The sequence below is a fragment of the Undibacterium sp. Xuan67W genome, assembly GCF_049340165.1.
Taxonomy (GTDB): domain Bacteria; phylum Pseudomonadota; class Gammaproteobacteria; order Burkholderiales; family Burkholderiaceae_D; genus Undibacterium.
Genome location: NZ_JBMPPN010000023.1, coordinates 1 through 19,216 on the forward strand (window position 1 = coordinate 1; position 19,216 = coordinate 19,216).

General features: G+C 49.1%; 14 protein-coding genes and 1 riboswitch. Of the genes, 7 read left to right on the plus strand and 7 right to left on the minus strand.

Annotation, left to right across the window (positions count from 1 at the left end; genetic code table 11):
* Positions 1–318: 318 nt before the first annotated feature.
* Complete coding sequence (locus ACO0LE_RS17080) at positions 319–813, minus strand: GNAT family N-acetyltransferase (RefSeq protein WP_422961545.1); 495 nt, start codon at positions 811–813, stop codon at positions 319–321.
* A 349-nt stretch (positions 814–1,162) separates the two neighbouring features.
* Here ACO0LE_RS17080 and ACO0LE_RS17085 point away from each other — a divergent pair, with 349 nt between their 5' ends.
* Entirely contained in the window at positions 1,163–2,737 is a 1,575-nt protein-coding gene (locus ACO0LE_RS17085) for an oleate hydratase (RefSeq protein WP_422961546.1), read from the plus strand.
* Positions 2,738–2,877: 140 nt separating this feature from the next.
* On the opposite strand, the gene ACO0LE_RS17090 is transcribed toward ACO0LE_RS17085, so the two are convergent.
* Both ACO0LE_RS17090 and ACO0LE_RS17095 read right to left on the minus strand, forming a co-directional pair.
* Positions 2,878–3,183 carry a hypothetical protein gene (locus ACO0LE_RS17090; protein ID WP_422961547.1) on the minus strand — a complete coding sequence of 102 codons (306 nt, stop codon included), beginning with the start codon at positions 3,181–3,183 and terminating at the stop codon, positions 2,878–2,880.
* Between the two features lie 88 nt (positions 3,184–3,271).
* Positions 3,272–5,236, minus strand: coding sequence for a peptidase U32 family protein (locus tag ACO0LE_RS17095; protein WP_422961548.1), 1,965 nt, complete (start codon positions 5,234–5,236; stop codon positions 3,272–3,274).
* A gap of 309 nt (positions 5,237–5,545) precedes the next feature.
* Positions 5,546–5,633, plus strand: a riboswitch (cyclic di-GMP riboswitch).
* 93 nt (positions 5,634–5,726) lie between these two features.
* Between ACO0LE_RS17095 and ACO0LE_RS17100 the strand changes: the two genes are divergently transcribed.
* From ACO0LE_RS17100 to ACO0LE_RS17110, 3 genes are all read left to right on the plus strand, one after another.
* Positions 5,727–7,664 (plus strand): PKD domain-containing protein, encoded by a 1,938-nt coding sequence (locus ACO0LE_RS17100; RefSeq protein ID WP_422961549.1) that lies wholly within the window; start codon positions 5,727–5,729, stop codon positions 7,662–7,664.
* A gap of 204 nt (positions 7,665–7,868) precedes the next feature.
* Positions 7,869–9,392, plus strand: a complete 1,524-nt coding sequence (gene dacB, locus ACO0LE_RS17105) for a D-alanyl-D-alanine carboxypeptidase/D-alanyl-D-alanine endopeptidase (protein ID WP_422961550.1) — start codon at positions 7,869–7,871, stop codon at positions 9,390–9,392.
* Positions 9,393–9,496: 104 nt separating this feature from the next.
* Positions 9,497–11,116, plus strand: a complete 1,620-nt coding sequence (locus ACO0LE_RS17110; RefSeq protein ID WP_422961551.1) for a glycoside hydrolase family 10 protein — start codon at positions 9,497–9,499, stop codon at positions 11,114–11,116.
* A gap of 307 nt (positions 11,117–11,423) precedes the next feature.
* Here ACO0LE_RS17110 and ACO0LE_RS17115 read toward each other — a convergent pair whose 3' ends face one another.
* The 4 genes from ACO0LE_RS17115 to ACO0LE_RS17130 all read right to left on the minus strand — a co-directional run bounded on the left by ACO0LE_RS17115 (position 11,424) and on the right by ACO0LE_RS17130 (position 16,876).
* Complete coding sequence (locus ACO0LE_RS17115; RefSeq protein WP_422961552.1) at positions 11,424–11,705, minus strand: hypothetical protein; 282 nt, start codon at positions 11,703–11,705, stop codon at positions 11,424–11,426.
* Between the two features lie 369 nt (positions 11,706–12,074).
* Complete coding sequence (locus ACO0LE_RS17120; protein ID WP_422961553.1) at positions 12,075–13,931, minus strand: ABC transporter substrate-binding protein; 1,857 nt, start codon at positions 13,929–13,931, stop codon at positions 12,075–12,077.
* A gap of 400 nt (positions 13,932–14,331) precedes the next feature.
* Complete coding sequence (locus tag ACO0LE_RS17125; RefSeq protein ID WP_422961554.1) at positions 14,332–15,867, minus strand: FAD-binding oxidoreductase; 1,536 nt, start codon at positions 15,865–15,867, stop codon at positions 14,332–14,334.
* Complete coding sequence (locus ACO0LE_RS17130) at positions 15,860–16,876, minus strand: DUF1338 domain-containing protein (protein WP_422961555.1); 1,017 nt, start codon at positions 16,874–16,876, stop codon at positions 15,860–15,862. The genes ACO0LE_RS17125 and ACO0LE_RS17130 overlap by 8 nt, the downstream gene beginning before the upstream one ends.
* 93 nt (positions 16,877–16,969) lie before the next feature.
* On the opposite strand from ACO0LE_RS17130, the gene ACO0LE_RS17135 reads away from it, so the two are divergent.
* From ACO0LE_RS17135 to ACO0LE_RS17145, 3 genes are all read left to right on the plus strand, one after another.
* Entirely contained in the window at positions 16,970–17,881 is a 912-nt protein-coding gene (locus tag ACO0LE_RS17135; protein WP_422961556.1) for a LysR substrate-binding domain-containing protein, read from the plus strand.
* Positions 17,882–18,013: 132 nt separating this feature from the next.
* Positions 18,014–18,652 carry an MBL fold metallo-hydrolase gene (locus tag ACO0LE_RS17140; protein WP_422961557.1) on the plus strand — a complete coding sequence of 213 codons (639 nt, stop codon included), beginning with the start codon at positions 18,014–18,016 and terminating at the stop codon, positions 18,650–18,652.
* 20 nt (positions 18,653–18,672) lie between these two features.
* Complete coding sequence (locus tag ACO0LE_RS17145; RefSeq protein ID WP_422961558.1) at positions 18,673–19,041, plus strand: hypothetical protein; 369 nt, start codon at positions 18,673–18,675, stop codon at positions 19,039–19,041.
* Positions 19,042–19,216: the final 175 nt, after the last annotated feature.

Sequence of the window (19,216 nt, forward strand, 5' to 3'; positions counted from 1 at the left end):
GTTATGGACTTACAATCACGACCGGCCCAACACGGGCATCGGCGGCATCACCCCGAAACAGAAACTCGCACTTGCCGCATAGCCTCTACTCATAGCTCGCGCTAAAAATGGGGGGATTACCAGAGTATCGTTGCGGTACCCTTTTCCATCACGGTTACAAAATAAAAATAGCGGCAATCAGACAGATAGAACGGCAATTGCCTAGCGTAACCCTGGATATAGATTTGCGCGGCAATAGATGCTTAACAGTATGTAACGACAAATTACACTTCCCATTTTTGGAAATTCTGCGACTCAAATATTCGCTGCATTTTAATCCTATTTCTTTCTGTGCTTCGCGCCGAAAAAAAGTAATCCTGTACTGGTGAATCGTCCGTCTAGAAACAAATCGGGGAAGTCTTCATAGGCACGTTGAATCAGTCGTGTTGCTAGTCCTTGGCGACGATACGCTTCGTCAACATAGACATTGTCAATTACATGCATATTTTGCTGTGTAACCCTCAAAGCTAAAACGGATACGGCGAAGTCGTCGTTACCTTTGAATTGTGACTCATCATGCTCATTTGGAGAAATGGCGTCAGACTGAGGAATGAGGTATCGAATAAAATAATTACTGATACATATAACTAAATTCGGCTCCTCTTTGATAATTCGCTCATCGCCTATGGCAGCTCTTGCAAGAGGCGTGTTGGGCAATGCCAAGGCATGGAGAATCGTACTGTGTGGGTTGTATAGCTGCTCTACAACATTCCCGACAATTGGTAATTTCGACGCAAGCCTCTTTTTTGAAGAGCAATTGCTAGATTTGGACATGTAAGCACCTAATAAAAAACAATTACTTGAGTGTAATGATTTAAAAATTAATTGCTGTATCAGTATGTGCAAATGTGTAACCAGTTACCAATATAGAATAAACATATTGCCCATTCAATACGTTATTCATATTTGAAATAATCACACTCACAAGATGCGATTTTTTTCTGAAAATATGCCTCAATAAAGTGACGAGCGTTAATTCAAATTGAGCCAATCTGGTACCCATCCAAACCAAATCATTGATACAGATCATCCCGCATAGCTCAAAACAATGTGATGCTTATACCAACATGCCCACACCATTCTGGCGTGAGATGTTCAAGCACACATTGACTGAAGAGTGACTATGACTAAGAAAAATAAAAAGGCCTATTTATTAGGCGGTGGTATCGGTTCTATGGCGGCAGCTGCATTTATGATTCGTGATGGCAAGATTGCTGGCGAAGACATCGTCATCTTTGAGGCATCACCATTAATGGGTGGTAGCCTAGACGGTGCTGGCAATGCAGAGCGCGGTTACTCGCTGCGTGGCGGACGCATGCTAACGACCGATAATTACGAATGCACTTGGGATCTGTTTAAATCGATTCCTTCTTTGATTAAAAAAGAACAATCGGTATTCGACGAAACGCTGGCATTTAATGAAAAGCATAAAGCGAATTCGATGGCGCGGCTGGTTGATCGCCGTCGTGCGAAGGTGTCGGTAAGTTCAATGGGTTTCTCTATGCAGGATCGACTAGAACTACTGAAGCTAAGTAATGCAGACGAGGCGAGTTTAGGCGCAAGTTGCATCACGGATCATTTGTCTCCGACATTTTTTGAGACCGAGTTCTGGTATATGTGGGCAACGACGTTTGCATTTCAGCCCTGGCATAGCGCGGTAGAATTTAAACGGTATCTGCATCGTTTTATGCTGGAGTTTTCTCGGATTGAAACTCTCGGTGGCGTCAAGCGCACGATCTATAACCAATACGATTCGTTTGTCCGTCCGCTCCACGCATGGCTGATTGATCAGGGCGTGCAGTTCTGCATGGATAGTAAAGTCTACGATCTCGATCATCAAATAGTGAACGAGCAGTTTGTTGTGACTGCTATCCACTATCAGCAACAGGCGATCAATAAGGTCGTGACGGTGGATGAGGATGATCTGGTATTTTTCCAAAATGGTTCAATGACCGATGCCTCTAGCATAGGGTCAATGGAGACTGCGCCAAAAAAACTCAGCAAGCTCGACAGTGGTGGCTGGAAACTATGGGAAAAATTAGCAGAGGGACGCCCCGAATTTGGCAATCCCGCGGCCTTCAATAGCAGCATTGCAGAATCAAGCTGGGAGTCCTTTACTGTCACACTAAAAGATCCTGCATTCTTCAACAAAATGCAGCAATTTAGCGGCAATGAGCCAGGCACAGGCGGCCTGGTCACGTTCAAAGACTCGAACTGGCTGATGTCGATTGTACTGGCGCATCAGCCCCATTTTGCGAACCAGCCTGAGGACGTTCAGGTATTTTGGGGCTACGCATTATTTCCAGATCGTATTGGTGATTTTGTGGCAAAACCAATGGCAGACTGCAATGGCGAAGAAATCCTGCGCGAGCTGTGCGGTCATCTGAGATTTGATCTGGAGACAGTCAACAATGCAAATTGCATCCCATGCTACATGCCGTATATCACGAGCATGTTCATGCCAAGACAATATGCTGACCGGCCACTGCCCGTGCCGAAGGAATCAAAGAATCTTGCCTTTATCAGTCAGTTTGTTGAGATTCCCGATGATGTCGTCTTCACGGTTGAATATTCGGTACGAGCAGCACAAATGGCGGTGTATCAGTTACTCAAGATTGAGCGCCCTATTCCTGCAATTATTCCGCATGATAAATCCTTGCGAACTCAGTTCGAAGCATTGATTAAAGCATTGAAATAATTACGCAGGTTGGCACGCGGACGGATCTTCGGGCTGCGGGCTAAGCTGTGATGTATCTACCGCAGATCAGACATCTGCGGTAGATGCCAGTGTCCATACTAATATCGGCGGCAGCCATCAAAAGTGACCAGCAATGATGATCACTTCTGATTGCGCAATCGCTGTAATAGCGCATCGGCGCTACTACTGAGCGGCACATCATGCTGGCGTAATAACTGGATGTGGAGCACCAGATTTTCCAGTACTAGTTTGGCAGAGACTGCGAGCAAAGTCAGGTGACGGTCTTGCTCGCTAAAACTCTCCAGACTCTGCGCCATATCGCATAAATGATCGGCGACCAGTGCGCGCAGTACATGCTCTTCTATAGGGAGGTCGGCAAAGTCGATAGGATCTTCCCGCTCGACTTCAAGTGTGAGTTCTTGCAACTGCTCAGGCGTAATCGGCATCATGGCATCCTCGCTTTGGCATGCCTTTATTATAGTGCGATGTTTATCCTGAGTGAAACCGCTAAAAAGCTATACCGAACCCAGACAATTACCCAGGCTGGGTTGCTGGTCTGCTCTTATGAAATACCAAGGGACTATAAGGCACACTCGATGGAGGTGCTGACTGGAGAATATTTTTCTTCATCTTGCCGACCACATGCATTTCGCATGGTTTGCAATCGAACCTGAGCGTCAACTTTTCATTACCGTTCATGAGTGTCATTGGTTCTGCTTTGACCTGACCTTGCACTCCCTGTACACCTTTGGCTTGTTTAGGACAAAGATTAAACGAGAAGCGCAGACAATGTTTGGTAATCATTAAGGAGACTTCGCCATCCTCCTCATGCGATTCGTATGCGGCCTCAATAAGTTTGACGCCATGCTTCTCATAAAATGATCTAGCCTTGTGGTTGTAAACATTGGCAAGATACGACAGTGAGGCTTCGGGATATTGTGCTGGCGGCTCTGCCGCAGCTTTACGCAATGGTCGTTGCCAGCTCGCCAGACGAGCGATTTCGTGCTGAGTTACCGCATCGCGACGCAAGGCATTGATGACGGAGCTTGGTACAAACCACGGTTCGCGCAATTGCAACTCAATCGCTTCTGCATAAAACATGGTATTGCCGAGTTTGCCGAGGTTGTCACGCAGCGCGGCTTCTGCTTTATCGGCTTGCTGTGCTGACTCGAGTGTGAGTTCAACATGCGCGGCGCTACTCACTCCATCAGCATCGAATAACTCCAGACTGAGGCCGCGCTCATGATCTTTTAACGTCATCCACAAACCAAGTTTGCGGTCGGCGGATTTCTTAGTCAATGCAGATTCCCAGTGATGGTCGCGATTGCGATTAATCGCCACACCTACTTTTAAACCAAGTAAATCAGACATTGGCTCGTTAGGATGAACACGCCAGGTAGTACCAATTTTTTCAACGGTGTTTGCTTGTATGCCAGCGACTTCACGCTTATGCATGTAATTCAACCCATCGCCATTCGCCAGCGGATCGCTAGCATCCAGATCAAACCAGGTCGGCCCCATCTGAGTGACATAACCTAAATGCAGACCAATATATTTGGGTGAATCAAAAGCACCGATATTATCGAGCCTGCCGTTGGCAAAATAATCTGTGTGACCGCGATGAAATGTTTTATCAACATTCGGTGTAAAAGCGATCTGGCTATGTCCGCTGGAAGCGCGTGAAAATGCAGTGCGGCGGGACATTATTTCGTCTAATAGCAAACGGTAATGCGCCGTGATGTTTTTGACATAACCCATGTCTTTGTAACGGCCTTCGATTTTGAGGGAGCGAATACCCGCATCAATCAAGGCTTCGAGATTACTGCTCTGATCATTGTCTTTCATCGACAGCAAATGTTTGTCGTACGCGACAACTCTACCCTCACCGTCCGTCAGGGTGTAAGGCAAGCGGCAAGCCTGAGAGCAATCGCCGCGGTTTGCGCTACGTCCATTGTGCGCATGCGAGATATAGCACTGCCCCGAGTAGGCAACACATAAGGCGCCATGAACAAAATACTCAAGCGGCGTATCGACTTCCGCCTTGATGGCTTTAATCTGTTCTATCGTCAACTCACGCGCTAATACCAATTGAGAGAAGCCCGAATCGCCGAGAAATTTTGCCTTGGCAACACTGCGGATATCACATTGGGTGCTTGCATGTAATTGGATCGGCGGCAAATCCAGTTCCAGCATGGCCATGTCCTGTACGATCAGTGCATCCACACCAATGTCATACAGCTGATGGATTAATTTGCGCGCAGGCTCTAGTTCTGAGTCATGCAAAATCGTGTTCATCGTTACAAATATCCGCGCATGAAAACGATGGGCGTACTCCACCAGTTGCTCGATCTCACCAATCTCATTACTTGCATTATGGCGGGCACCAAAAGACGGTCCGCCGATGTACACCGCATCTGCGCCATGCAAGATCGCCTCACGTCCAATCTCAATAGTTTTGGCCGGAGCAAGGAGTTCCAATTGATGCGCGAGAAGTGTCATAAGAATGATTCAGTCAAAGTGAGCCGGAATTATAGCGAATTCGATTAGTGATGTCTGTGCATAAGGCATGAGGAAGTTAAAAGAGTTGCTACAAATAAGTATCTGATTAGATTCACTATTGTGGCAATTTTTGATTGCATCATACAAGCTGGTGAAACAGCAGACTAAGTATAATCCTCCTATTTCGTTGCCAAAACACTCTTTTTACTTATCAAATTAACTTTTTCTCTTATTTATCAGTTACTTAGATGAAGATAATTTGACGAAATTAGTTAATTTAAATTGACTTACCGCGCCCAAAGGCTAAAGTAAGGCCTAGGGCAAACTTATTGAAAAGTAAGGACGCAAAACTTCCGGCCTAAGGTCTGTCACAGATCATGGTAGCGGGGTCGCCAACAAAGTGTCCCATTCATCGATGCAACAGTCATCCATGGCATCACTTTATTGTCAGCGTATGCCCTTTGTTTAAATACTTAACAAAGGGATCAAAATGAAAAACTCCACAAAAGGCAATTCTGCCTCGCGCAAAATTTTAGCGCTTGCTGTCATTGTCGGTCTCGGAGGACTTGGCGCCTATGCCAGTGTCAGCCTGGGTACCGACGACAAGACTCCGCTAGCCAGCGCAACTAGTTCACAACATCCAACGCATAGGGTAACGGCCGGGACTCCGGCAACAGCATGGGGTAGCAATCCTCTGCAATTGGCGCAGGCAAATACTGCTGTGGCAACGACACCGGCAACAGCGCAACTTGCTGAAAGAGTTCCGGCGATCAACTCTGCTATGAACACTGCATTAGCAAACAATGCAGTGACCGCACAGATTGACATGCCGAATGACTTCGTGCCATCTAGCGCCGAAGGAACAACCGAGAATTCGCCGTTCGCGCGTATCAACCTCGACGGACTCTCCTCAGGGCAGCGTGCAATCACGTTACTGGCTAGTAACCTCGATGCGGTCGCGCAGTGGTATGGCATGAGTTCAGATGGTCTTAAACAATTATTATTATCCGATAGCACCGTGCATATCGATAAAAAAGGCCGCTTATTACACATCGATAGCGGCGTTGCGGCTGCCGGTGATGTGATGAACGCGACCACGACATCGACTACCACAAGCACGACAGCAAGCACATCGCTCTTCCCTCTGGATCAAACATTTAAGCTTCATACCAAAACGAATTCGACTCGTCTCCTATATCTGAACTTTACGGGTTTTGGCAAAAATCCTGCATTTGATCTGGATAAGGCGCCGGCGACATTCAGTGATGCTGAACGCCTCCTGATACAAAAAGTCTGGCTGCGTGTTGCTGAAGACTATGCACCTTTCGACGTCGATATCACAACAGAAGCACCAGGTGTCGTCACCGGAAAAATCGGCGTGATGATTCTGATTACGCCGCAAACAAATACCGCAGGCGGCTATGCATACATCAATGCTTTCAGTACCTATAATCCAAATGCCTCACCGGCTTTTTGTTTCCCGAATAACCTGGCGAACAGCGAAAAACCCATCGCCGAATGCATCTCACACGAGCTTGGTCACACTCTGGGCTTACTGCATCAAGGCAGCACCTCGACCGAATACTATGGAGGTCAGGGCGATGGAGAAACAGGCTGGGCTCCGATCATGGGTGTCGGTTATTACAAAAATCTGACCCAATGGGCCAAGGGTGAATTTACTGGCGCCAATAATAAACAAGATGCCTACGCCATCATGCTCAAACAAGGCCTGAGTCCCCGCGTCGATGATCATGGCGGCACGATCGCATCCGCCGATGCAATGAGCAGCACCATAGCCAACGGCTTTAATAATGTCAGCGCCAGCGGCATTATTGAAGTTCCCGGTGATGTAGATATGTTCAGCTTTAATGCAGGTGCGGGCACGATTACATTGAAAGCAGCAACAGCCGCTCTCGGTGGCAATCTCGATATCTCACTACAATTATTCGATGCAGCGGGCAAAATTCTCGCCACCTCAAACGACGCTGCCACGCTGGCAACGACACTTACCGCCACACTTACAACATCTGGCACTTACTATCTGAGCGTATCCGGTGCGGGTAAAGGTTCTCCGCTGCAAACCGGTTACAGCAACTACGGCAGCCTCGGTCAATACAGTATCACTGGTACGGTACCGATCGCGATTAATGCGCCAGCATCTATCGTCCTGACTACCTCCGCAACAGTGGGCAAGGGACCGTTCACGGTCAGCTTTGATGCGAGCAAGACAGAAACAGCAACTTTAAAAATCTGGTCTTACACCTGGAGTTTTGGTGACGGTTCAGCCGCAGTCACCAGCACACCCAATGTAGTCAACGCAACGACAAAACATACCTACGTCAAAGCGGGCACCTACGAAGCCGTATTGAAAATTATCGATGCGAATGGAAAAACCAACTCTAAGAGCGTGAAGATCACGATCAGTTAATCCAATAATGGATCACCAAGGCGTCAATGGCGCATTGGTAAGCATACGTTAAACGAACTCTGCATTACGCCAGGTCTGATGATCTGGCATTTTTTTGTGCACGGAACATGCTCACATGTCTCTGCCAGATAAGCAGACAAGACAACAATCAGCGCCGCACGTTTGCACTACAATGTCCGTGTTTGTACATCACGGAGTCACAGCATGTTCGCATCGGTTTTATCGGCATCAGGTTTGCAAGGAAAAAGCAAGTTACTGATCTCGATGTGTTTGATGAGTATATTGAGCTTGTCGGCATCAGCAGCGCTTAGTCAGACTAGCTTACCGCCCTCGGTGGAAGCTGCATTGACGAAGGCTGGTATTCCCAGCAGCGCAATCAGCGTGATGGTATTACCGGCCGAGAGCAACACGCCAACACTTGCAATTGGCGCGACAACGCCCATGAATCCCGCCTCCACGATGAAGCTGCTCACTACACTCATTGCGCTGGAGGAGCTGGGGCCGACCTTCCGCTGGAAGACGCAGTTCTTAAGTGACGCCACACTAAAAAAAGAGACCTTGAATGGTGACCTCTATCTGCGCGGTGGCGGGGCACCAGACATCAGCTGGGACAAAATCAGTCTGATGTTACGAGGACTACGTAATCAAGGCATCCGTAAAATCAATGGCGATATCGTGCTTGACCGCACCTATTTTTCGCCGGTCCGACCTGACCTCGGCACCTTGCCGTTTGATGACACACCGAGTACTTACTACAACGTGATTCCAGATGCGCTAATGGTTAATAGCAATATCCTGACTTTTGATATTGATACCAACGGCGGCAGTATCAAAGTACAGACCACACCGCCAATGGCCAAAGTACAGATCAAAAACGAGCTAAATTTTGACGACAGATCGTGCAGCGAATGGGATAGCAAATCGCGTCTCCCGGTGATCGAGACCAATAGCAAACACCAGACCACAATCACTCTTAGCGGGCATGTACCGCAGCGCTGCAAGTTATCAATGTCGCTGAACATCCTTGATCGCAATCTTTATATAGAACATCTCATACGCCAGCTTTGGCAAGAGATGGACGGCGTCTGGAACGGTAACGTCAAAGAAGGTAAAACACCGTTAAGCGCCAGCGTCCTGTTCGAGAGACAATCTGATACGCTAGCCGATATCATTAAGCCCATCAACAAGCGCTCAGATAATTCAATGGCGCGCAGTGTCTATCTCAGCCTCGGTGCAGAATTTTCTGATACAAAAAATTATCTGACCAGTGCGCAGGCAGCCGAGGCTCGCATCCGATCATGGCTGTCAAGACGCGGCATCAATCCCGATAATCTGATTTTGGACAATGGATCCGGATTATCACGCACTGAGCGTATCAGCGCGTTGCAAATGGCACAGTTATTAAAACTTGGTGTGAGCAGTAACTGGTATGCAGAATTTGCCACCAGCCTGCCAATCGTCGCGATAGACGGAACCATGCGCAAGCGGCTCAAGGATACTCCGCTGGAAGGCCGAGCAAGAATCAAAACCGGCACCCTAAAAGATGCGACCGCAATCGCCGGCTATGTACGCGATGTACAAAATCAAAACTGGATCGTCGTCGCCATGGTGAATCACAGCGATGCTGGCAAGGCCAGACCCGCACTCGACGAACTGATCTACTGGGTCGCTACCGGACAAACCAATCAAACCAATCAAACCAACATCGCGCCGACGACAACACCTTAAAGCCGGATCATGGACAAACCCTGATCAACCCGCACAGACAACGCTGGTTGATTGACGGAGAATGCAGTAGCATCCTAGCTTTGTTTCATCACGGCAGTTCTGGCATGACCCCACATTCGCAACAACGTAGTATTCTCTTCAGCAAAAAAGCGGTACGAATCCTGACGACGGTGTGCCTGAGCATGCTAGGCGCCTGTGGCAACCAGGCAATTCAGCCAACACCGGCTGCCGCACCCAGCGAAGCCAAGCCAGCGCTATCGATCGGACTACCAAAGACAGCAAAGACAGTAGCACCGACAGCACCAAGAGAATTCCGTGCTGCCTGGATCGCCACGATAGGCAATGTAGACTGGCCCAGTCAAAAAAATCTCAGCGTCCTTCAGCAGCAAGCGGAGATTATCCATATCCTTAACAGCGCCAAGGCGATGCAGCTCAATGCGATTGTGCTGCAAGTCCGTCCAAGTGCCGACGCTATCTATCCATCGGAGTTAGAACCCTGGTCTGATTACCTCACAGGCGAACAGGGCAAGGCACCGGTACCATTTTACGATCCTCTACAATTTTGGATAACGCAGGCACATCAACGCGGACTGGAGCTGCATGCCTGGTTCAACCCCTATCGGGCAAAGAGCAACGCCAATAAATCCCGTCTTGCCAGCAGCCACATTTCACGTACACATCCCGAGCTGGTCAAAAGTTATGGCGACATGCTGTGGATGGATCCCGGTGAGCCAGCATCGATGCAACACACGCTGGCGGTGATTCAAGACGTCGTCCATCGCTACGATATTGATGGCGTACATATCGACGATTATTTTTATCCTTATCCAGTCAAAAATGCGGCAAAAATAGAAATCGATTTTCCTGATCAACATTCCTGGCGCAGTTATCTCAACAATGCCGGCACTGGCGGCAAAGTCGCCAAAACCGATTGGCGCCGTGAAAACGTCAACCGACTCGTCGAACAGATACACCACAATATCCACCAGGAAAAACCTTGGCTACGCTTCGGCATCAGCCCGTTTGGCATAGGCAAGCACGACAAACTACCGCAAGGCATTAGAGGCTTCAGCCAATACGACAAACTCTATGCCGACGTTGAACTATGGCTGGAACGCGGCTGGCTCGACTATCTGGCACCGCAACTCTACTGGCCAATTCAACAGAGTCAGCAATCGTTCACAAGTCTGCTCACCTATTGGCGACAGCAAAACCCGCAGCACCGCCACATCTGGCCGGGCCTTTACACTAATCGTGTGGATAACGGCGATAAGCCTTGGCAAGCAGAAGAAATTCTTCAGCAGATCAACGTAATCAGACAAAATGCGGGTGACGGTAATGTACCAGGCCACCTGCATTTCAGCATCACGGCTCTGCTCAAAAATCGCGGCGGCATCCGCGACCAGTTACGTGAACAGTCTTATGCCAGCTCCACCTTAATACCGGCAATGACATGGTCAAGCAGTACTCCGCCATCGGCTCCGCATTTAAGCACGCTCAACGATCAACAAATTCAGGTAGCAATAACTTCGGCGGACAACGCGCATCAGATCGCCATCTGGCGCCGCTTTGGTACGGCATGGGTATTTTCAGTGCAAGCGATCACGCAGACAACGATCTCGCTTGAGCAGGAAGGACAATCAGGCAACGCTGATCAGCTTGTGGTGAGCCTTATTAACCGGTTTGGTGCTGAAGGAGAGCGGACGGTTTATACCCCGCGATAAAACGCACGTGCCCCCAATTTGTCCGGGTTAAGGAAATTAAAAAGAGCGTTTTAAAAACAGAATCCGCAATATCCATGCGGCTTTCAAAGGCGTTTCACGCCAGGAACCTCATCAATGCTGCGCATTATCATTCGGGATCTACTAAAAACCTTCATATTGAAAAATCTTATCTATAGGACTGACACAAAATCAAGACCTCTCACCACGGAGACACGGAGAAAAGACAGAAGTAAGCACTTCCATGAAATACCGACTAAAGGAGTTTTAGAAACTCTCATTTAATTTTCTAAAATCCAGCAATCAAAATCTACCAATCCTGGTAAACAACATTACCCAAGCCAAGTAAAATCGTCACATTCACATTGGTCGAAGGCGGGATCTGTAGTGAGACAACCTTGATTGCTGTCGCCAATCCGGCCATCAGCGCTGCCTTGGTGTCGAACCACTGCGTACTGGATTTCGGCATCAGAGCCTCAACATTTTTGTCATAGACGAAAACAATATCGACTGCCGTTGCGGTCAGTTGATTCGCGTCTAGGGATGCGACAATTTGAATGCGATTGACTCTGCTGGCAGTTGGCGTACTCATGTATGCAGACAGAATAGAGACCCACGCCAGCAGGCAAATCTGTCTGGATAAATTACGCGAAAAAATGGCTATATTCGTATTGTGATAATACCGGGCAGGTATGAGCGATTGATGTGACCTTCATTAAAAAATCTTCTATTAAGTTTTTCGTCTCAGCGGTGAGGCTTAATGATATACGTTTTTTGTCAACAGACAATCTCACCCCTGATGTCGCACAATCTATGGGCATCCCACAACGCTCGTTCACCCTGACGCGCCGCGAGACGCATCAACATGCGTGTTGATTGGTGCCGATCTTCTGAAACTCATTCAACAACTATTTTCTTTCCTCATCATTTGTATGACGATCACATATATCAACACACTGAGTTAATGTGCCCCCACATCGAGATAACGCCAATTCGTGAAGCTTACCGGATGCCGCTTATAGTTTTTTAACCAGGGTTGCCAGATGTCGGCGGACAGTGGGTGAATCCGTATCACCCAAGGTGCATAACCGTGCACCAGTTGTGCCATGTCCCGATAAATTTTTTGTTTCTCCGGCGATTCTGGCATCGACAGTGAACGTTCATACAGTTGATTAAAAGCAGGCAGATTAAAGCGGGCATAGTTTGCCCGTCCACGATTGGGACCGTACAACAATTGATAGAAATTCGATCCATCAGGAAAATCGGCGATCCAGTTGGCTTCGGTCATCTGCACTTTACCGAGTCGTGCTGCCTTGATGATTTCGGTATGTTTGTCGCTGACGAAGTTAATCCTGATTCCGATTGATTCCAGATTTCTGCGCCAGTTTTCATCGCGTAAACGGCCCGTCGTGGATGCCAGATTATGCATGGTGAGTAACAGCGGCTGACCGTCCGGCAGACGTCGGTAACCATCGGCACCACGCTGATAAGAGAATTTATCGAGCAAGGCATTGGCGAGCCCGATGTCATGCCTGACCGGACTGTGATACTGCGCGTCGTAGCCGAGCACATTGGGTGGCAGCGGCGATTGCGCAGGCAAGGCCAGGCCTTTTTCTGATACAGCAATATCTTCCTTGCTGTTGTAACTCAACGCAATCGCACGACGCAAGGCGATCTTTTCCGGCGTATAACCGCCGATCACCGGATCATCCATATTCATCCACATGTAATAAGTTTGCAGCGGTGTGAATAAAGATAATTGAATGCCGCGCTGGCTCAGTTCAGGTTTCAGTTCGGGCTTTAGCTCAGTTTTTTGTTGTAGCTGGTTCAGCACCATGTCGGACAATGGTGGTGGCACCTGTTCGAGATAATCAAATTCTTTGTTGAGAAAACCGAGTACCCGCGACTGGTGCTCCTCGACAATTTTGATTTCGATACGATCGACACGCGGCAAACGCTGACCTCGTAAAGCCGCTGCTATCTGAACGTCTTCTGGTGCTGTTGATGTTGAGGAGAAAATGACTTTGCGGTACGTGGGATTCGCCAGTAATTCAATACGATAGCTGCGCTGCCATGCTCCCATTCTGAATGGCCCTGTACCCACGGGATGATTGCCGACCTGATTGCTGTAGGTATCGATGACTTCACGCGCCACAGCGGCGGTTGCCGGAGTCGCTAGCTGAAATAACAGCTGATGATCTGGTGCGACGAGTTTTATCCTCAGTGTGTAACGGTCAAGCACCTGCAAACCTTCGATCTCAGTATCGATATTGAACTTGACTGGCGTATCTTTTCTGCGCAGAAGTTTGTCATCACCCAACAGTTTGTGCTCAAACAAAAACAGCCATGGCGATTTGATCGCCGGGTCGTACAGGCGTTTGATGCTGTACACATAATCCTGAGCAATCAGTTCACGCTTTTGTCCCTTGAACGCCGGATCATCAGCAAAATAAATCCCTGGCTGCAGACGCAGCAGGTAACTTTTTCCGTCATCACTGATCTCAGGCATCGCAGCAAGTGTGTTCGGTCTGAGTCTGAGCGGTCTGGCTAGATAGTCGTACTCCAGCATCGTGTCGAAAATATTTTCATTGATACTGACTGACTGTAGATCCGAGGCAGCCGCGGGATCAAGTGCCGCTTCTGGATTGGTCAATAAAACCCGTAAGGTTCTCAGTGAGGATGCGGTGGCGGAAGGTAGTGGTGCAGAAGCCATCGCTACCGACATACCCGCAGGATCAATCAGACTAATGAAGAGCACCAGTAACGGCAGAATTTGCTCGCAGCGATGTTGCAGTAAATGCGAAAACCGATATGGCATGAAGGGATCCAGACAAAAGAAATGCGCAAAGTCACATGGTCTAATAACATCATGTTACGTTAGATCGCCTTAGTCTAAACGCTCTGGCACCACTCAGCAATTTTTCAATTGACTGCATTTGGCTCAGTTTGAAGCAGGTCGCTTCCACCAGGAAGACATGACTAGCTTTGTGGAGGCAAAAACAAGCAACCAGGACTTACGAAAAACGACAAACCACCTATCCACATATAAATGGAAGCCGCATACTACATGCGGCTTCCCGAGGCATTTTGTGCCAGCAGGCGCATTCTGCTTACGGATTCGGTTTGATATCGATATTCCGCTGAACCGATTACTCCTGCTTTGTCTCTAAGTCTCTGTGATGAGTGGTTTTAGTTTTTGCACAAGTCCTGGTAACTTATCAGGTCTTCATTTCTGTTTTCGTTTCATCATTCGATCCCACTTTTGCCTTGCCAAACCAGGTCAGGCCAAACAAGTGTGCGGGGTCCAGCATGTTCTGGATGTCTCCCGCCAACTGCTGGGCAGCATCGGATGTGTAGCGGTGATAGTAGGTCTGATTATAGGGGCCGACACCATGCTCTGCGCTGAAGCTGCCCTGATACTTATGAACCACCATATCGTAAATCGCGGCTCGTAAGGTATTGACGATTGCAGCGTCATAAGCAAGGCTCGCTGCGTGAGGCCAGACCAGATTAAAATGACTGCCGCCATCGGCCCAATGACCAAAATCCATGATCTGTAATTGCGGATAATGTGCCTCCACCAACTCGATTGCCCGCTGGCGAAAAGCGATCAGCGATGAACGTGGCATAGAGATATCAAAGGCGATGATTTTGCCTTCGCCACGTAACGATTCGCTGATCGCATGGCGAATCCGCCAGAGATCTTTGCCCCGTCCCACAACCGCATTCGTGATGACGTCACCAAAATGGGCTTCCAGTATCTGGTTCAACAAAACCTCGAGATGCAATCCCGATTTATGCGGTGACATCGTGCTGTCGAGTTCGATCAGAATGCAATAATCAGGCACAGCTTCAGGCGAAAACGGATTCGTGATCGCCGGAATATGTCGCAATACGGATGCCATCGCCTGACCTGAGATACCTTCAAAGGCGCTGAGGAATTCGCCACAATCCTGTTCAAGTATTTGCAACAGCTCTAATACCGCCGCCTGATCGCGCGGCACTACCAGGGCGGTAGCAGTTTGCTGTGGCAAGCGATGTACTTGCAGGACAGCGCGGGTAATGATTCCATAGGCACCGCTGGTACCGACCAATAATTGTTTGAGATCGGGACCGGTATTATTTTTTCGCAAGGCGGCACGCAGATCGAGTATGGTACCGGCGGGGTGAAGTAACACGGCCTCCAGACCAAGCAGATTAGCCCGCACATCACCGTACTTGATCAAGCGCGCTCCGCCGGTATTGGCGGCGATCATACCGCCGATACTGGGATTCGCACCGAGATCAATCGGGAAGCATAGTCCGTGTACCTGTAGCGCTTGATTCAGGTCATGCAGAGTTACTCCGGCATCGACCTCCACAGACCGGTTGATGACATCGATCTGAATATGGCGATTCAAGCGCTCGGTACTAAGTACGAGAAAATGACCGCTGGCATCTGGCGTACTGGCAGCGACCAGTCCGGTATTGGCGCCCTGCACTACGAGTTTGATCTGATACCTGGCGCAATACTGCGTTAATTGTGCGACCTGCGCAGTAGTTGCCGGACGCACGACTGCCAGCGCACGCCCAGCGCCATACCGCGCGCCGGTAACGTAACGGGCGCAGTCAGCGACATCACTGATCACTGCGGAGTGACCCAGCATGTTGCGGAGTTCGGCAATCAATTCGGCAATCAATTCGGTAATGAATTCAGTACTGCACTCAGCAATGCTTATAGCCGGATCAGCGGAGCTATGCATATCGTCAGGCATTGGCGGTCATCTTAAAAATACCCTGGGCATTCCCGGTATCAAAACTCAGATCCAGTTGCTGGACTCCATTGGTATCCGTCATCTGATCCCGTGTGATGAATTCATAAAACGAGCCAGGCACCTCACGCGTGATCACGCCACCGGTATCAGTGCGAAATTCTCGCAGGACGGTCGCCGCTTTAAATGCGGTCTGACGCACACGTCCGGATCCAGAAACCTCAACCTGAGGCTTAATCGGGCGGCCAAGTTGCCGCTGCTCCTCCGCTGTCTGAAACACATCCGCGACGCGGTCAGTCGCATGGTTGAATACATTACCTTCGGTTGCAATCCAGGCCATCTCAGCCGATTCACTTTTGAGAATATCGTAATCGGACAAGGCAGGGATGCCATGCTGGCGGTCAAAACAATTGATCATCACGGACAATAGCTCGGCCGCCTGTTGCATGCTGAGATTACCGTCGCGATCGAGTTCGTTGAGCAAACTGACGGCACCCGGTGTCAGCGGATCAACCGAGTCACCTAATACTCGGGTGACCGCCTCTTGAAATTCCCGACTGAAACGTTCCGGATGCAATTCACTGACAAAAAATTGCGAGATGTTTTCCGGATCATCCATATGTGCATACGAGCGACCAGTCATGCTCAAACGATCAAGCGGATATTTGCCCTGTAACCGATAACCTAGAGGTTTCAGAATGCGGGTCAAGGCAGCTTCTCCGGGCGGCAGGTCACCAATACCAAACCAGCGCACCGTACGCAGAGCACCGTGATCGAGCATCACCTTGCCGCCTCGGGCGGTGACCTCGCTGGTGTAGTCCTTGCCGCTGGGCACGCGCCGCAAAATACCGTCAAATAACATCATATTCAGCGTCTGAGCCAGCTCGGCACGACTGACACGTCCCTCTTCCCATACGCTAAATTTAGGTGATATATGCAATAAATTCATTAACTCATGAGACTTTGCATCACCAGCACAAATGGAAATCAGGGTATCGATATTGGTTTTCATCTTAATTTTATTAAGTTAAGTGAACGTATTCTGCGGCAAACCCGGACTAACAACAAACGAGTTAAAATCACAAGTTAGTGAGGAAATGGAATAATGAGAAAAAAAATCCCCAGTCTGCATGCCCTGATGATCTTTGAGGCGGCGGCTCGCCTGCAAAGCTTCACCCGTGCCGCCGATGAGCTGGCACTGACCCAAAGCGCGGTCTGCAAACAAATCGCCAGCCTCGAAGAGTGGCTGGGGTTAGCCTTGTTTGCACGTGTCAAACAACGCATCACTCCGACGCCAGCCGGACGAAATTATGCTGAAAAAATTCGGACACATCTGAGCCGTATCGAACGCGACACGCTGGAGTTGATGGGTACACAGGACGGCTCCGGCACCCTGGAGCTCGCGGTGGTTCCGACCTTTGCGGCACAGTGGCTGATCCCCCGGCTGGCAGAGTTTCATACCTTACGACCTGACATCACGGTCAATCTGAGCACCTGCACCGATACATTCATATTCACCGAATCGCCATTCCATGCCGCGATACATTCGGGTGAAGCGCCCTGGCCCGGCACAAAAGGTGATTTTTTAATCGGCGAAGACGATACGACGCCGGTATGCAGCCCTGCTTTTCTCGCTCGCCATCAGGGTAAGTCGAAAAAACTGAGCATAGATGACATCAGTCGTATGCCCTTGCTGCATCTGATGACACGCCTGGATGACTGGCGCCGCTGGTTTGATCTGCATGACCACAGCAATGATGTATCAGCGGTTAAGGGAGCACGTTATGAGTTATTCACGATGCTGATCAGCGCGGCAGCCGCAGGCATGGGAGTAGCACTGATACCGCGTTTCATGGTGCAGGCAGAGCTGGATGCCGGCACATTGACCATCCCGCTGGCATTAAGTCTGCCGCGATCAGCGGCGTATTATCTGGTGTATCCGGAAGAGAATGCGGCACTCGGCCCTTTGCTCGCCTTTAAAACCTGGTTGCTGGCGCATACTCAGTCCGGCCGATAATATAGCGAGCAATATAGCAAACCATGCAGCAAACAATAATCGTCTGATTGCGGTGATGGCAATTTTTTACTAGTGTCTTTGACACTCCCTTTTGCATACGCAACTCAGCTGTATTCCAAGAAAGGCAGGCCAGTGTTGAAACGCTTTTTTACTTATGCATTGCTGGGCATTGCTCTGATTCTTGCAGCGGCTGGCGGCTGGCTGTACTACCAGATAAAAAATCCGCCGAGCCTGACACCCTACGCCTACCTGTGGATACCTCCGGCACTAGCATCTGACCGGCAAGCTCAATTGCGCGTAACATTTCTGGGTGTATCAACCTTGTTGCTCGACGATGGTGAAACGGCGATACTGACAGATGGATTTTTCTCGCGCCCTGATGCAAAAGCGGTATTTACCGGAAAAATTACACCCGATCCTGAGATCATTCAGCGATCATTGCAGCATGCCGGAATTAAGCAACTTGCAGCCGTCATCGTCGCCCACTCCCATTACGATCACGCAATGGATGCACCTGAAGTTGCCCGACGTACCAATGCAGTCTTAGTCGGATCTGAATCCACCGCCAATGTCGGGCGCGGCTGGGGCATCAAAGAACAGATGATCAAAGTCGTGCATGATGCGGAGAGCCTGAATTTTGGCCGTTTCCAATTAAAATTCATCCGCTCACAACATGCCCCCACCGGCTTTACCGGCGGTACAATCGATGCCCCGTTAGTTCCGCCAGTAAGAGCAAAGCATATAAAGAAGGACAAAGTTTTTCTGTTCTGATCACGCATGAGGGTAAATCGATGCTGATACATAGTTCAGCAGGATTTGAGAAAGACGCATTGCAGGGACAGCATGCGGATGTGGTTTTTCTGGGGATAGGGACTCTGGGCACTCAGCCCAAGGAATTTCAGGAAACCTATTGGAAAGAAGTCGTCGCCAGGGTCGGAGCACGGCGCGTGATACCGATTCACTGGGATAATTTTTTCCTGCCACTTGATCAACCCCTGCAAGCAGGTCCTCGTCCTTTCGACAATATTGAGAATTCGATGCAGTTTTTACTGGATAAAGGAAAGCAGGAGAAAGTGGATATCAGGCTGGCACCCGTATGGGTGGTGATTGATCCGTTTTTTGGTCTGATTAAACCAGCTGAAATGAGTAATCTGAAATAAGCAATCTAGCCCTAAGGCATATCCCGTATCGACGCGGTATCCGAACAACTGCGGCGCAGCTCCATTATTATGCCAGGTACTTTTTATGTGTTACTGCCGCATCTATTACATGGGTTGGCATGCATTGACATCCTTGATCAAGCCGCCTCATCGCGGTTGAATTTACTTTGCAACT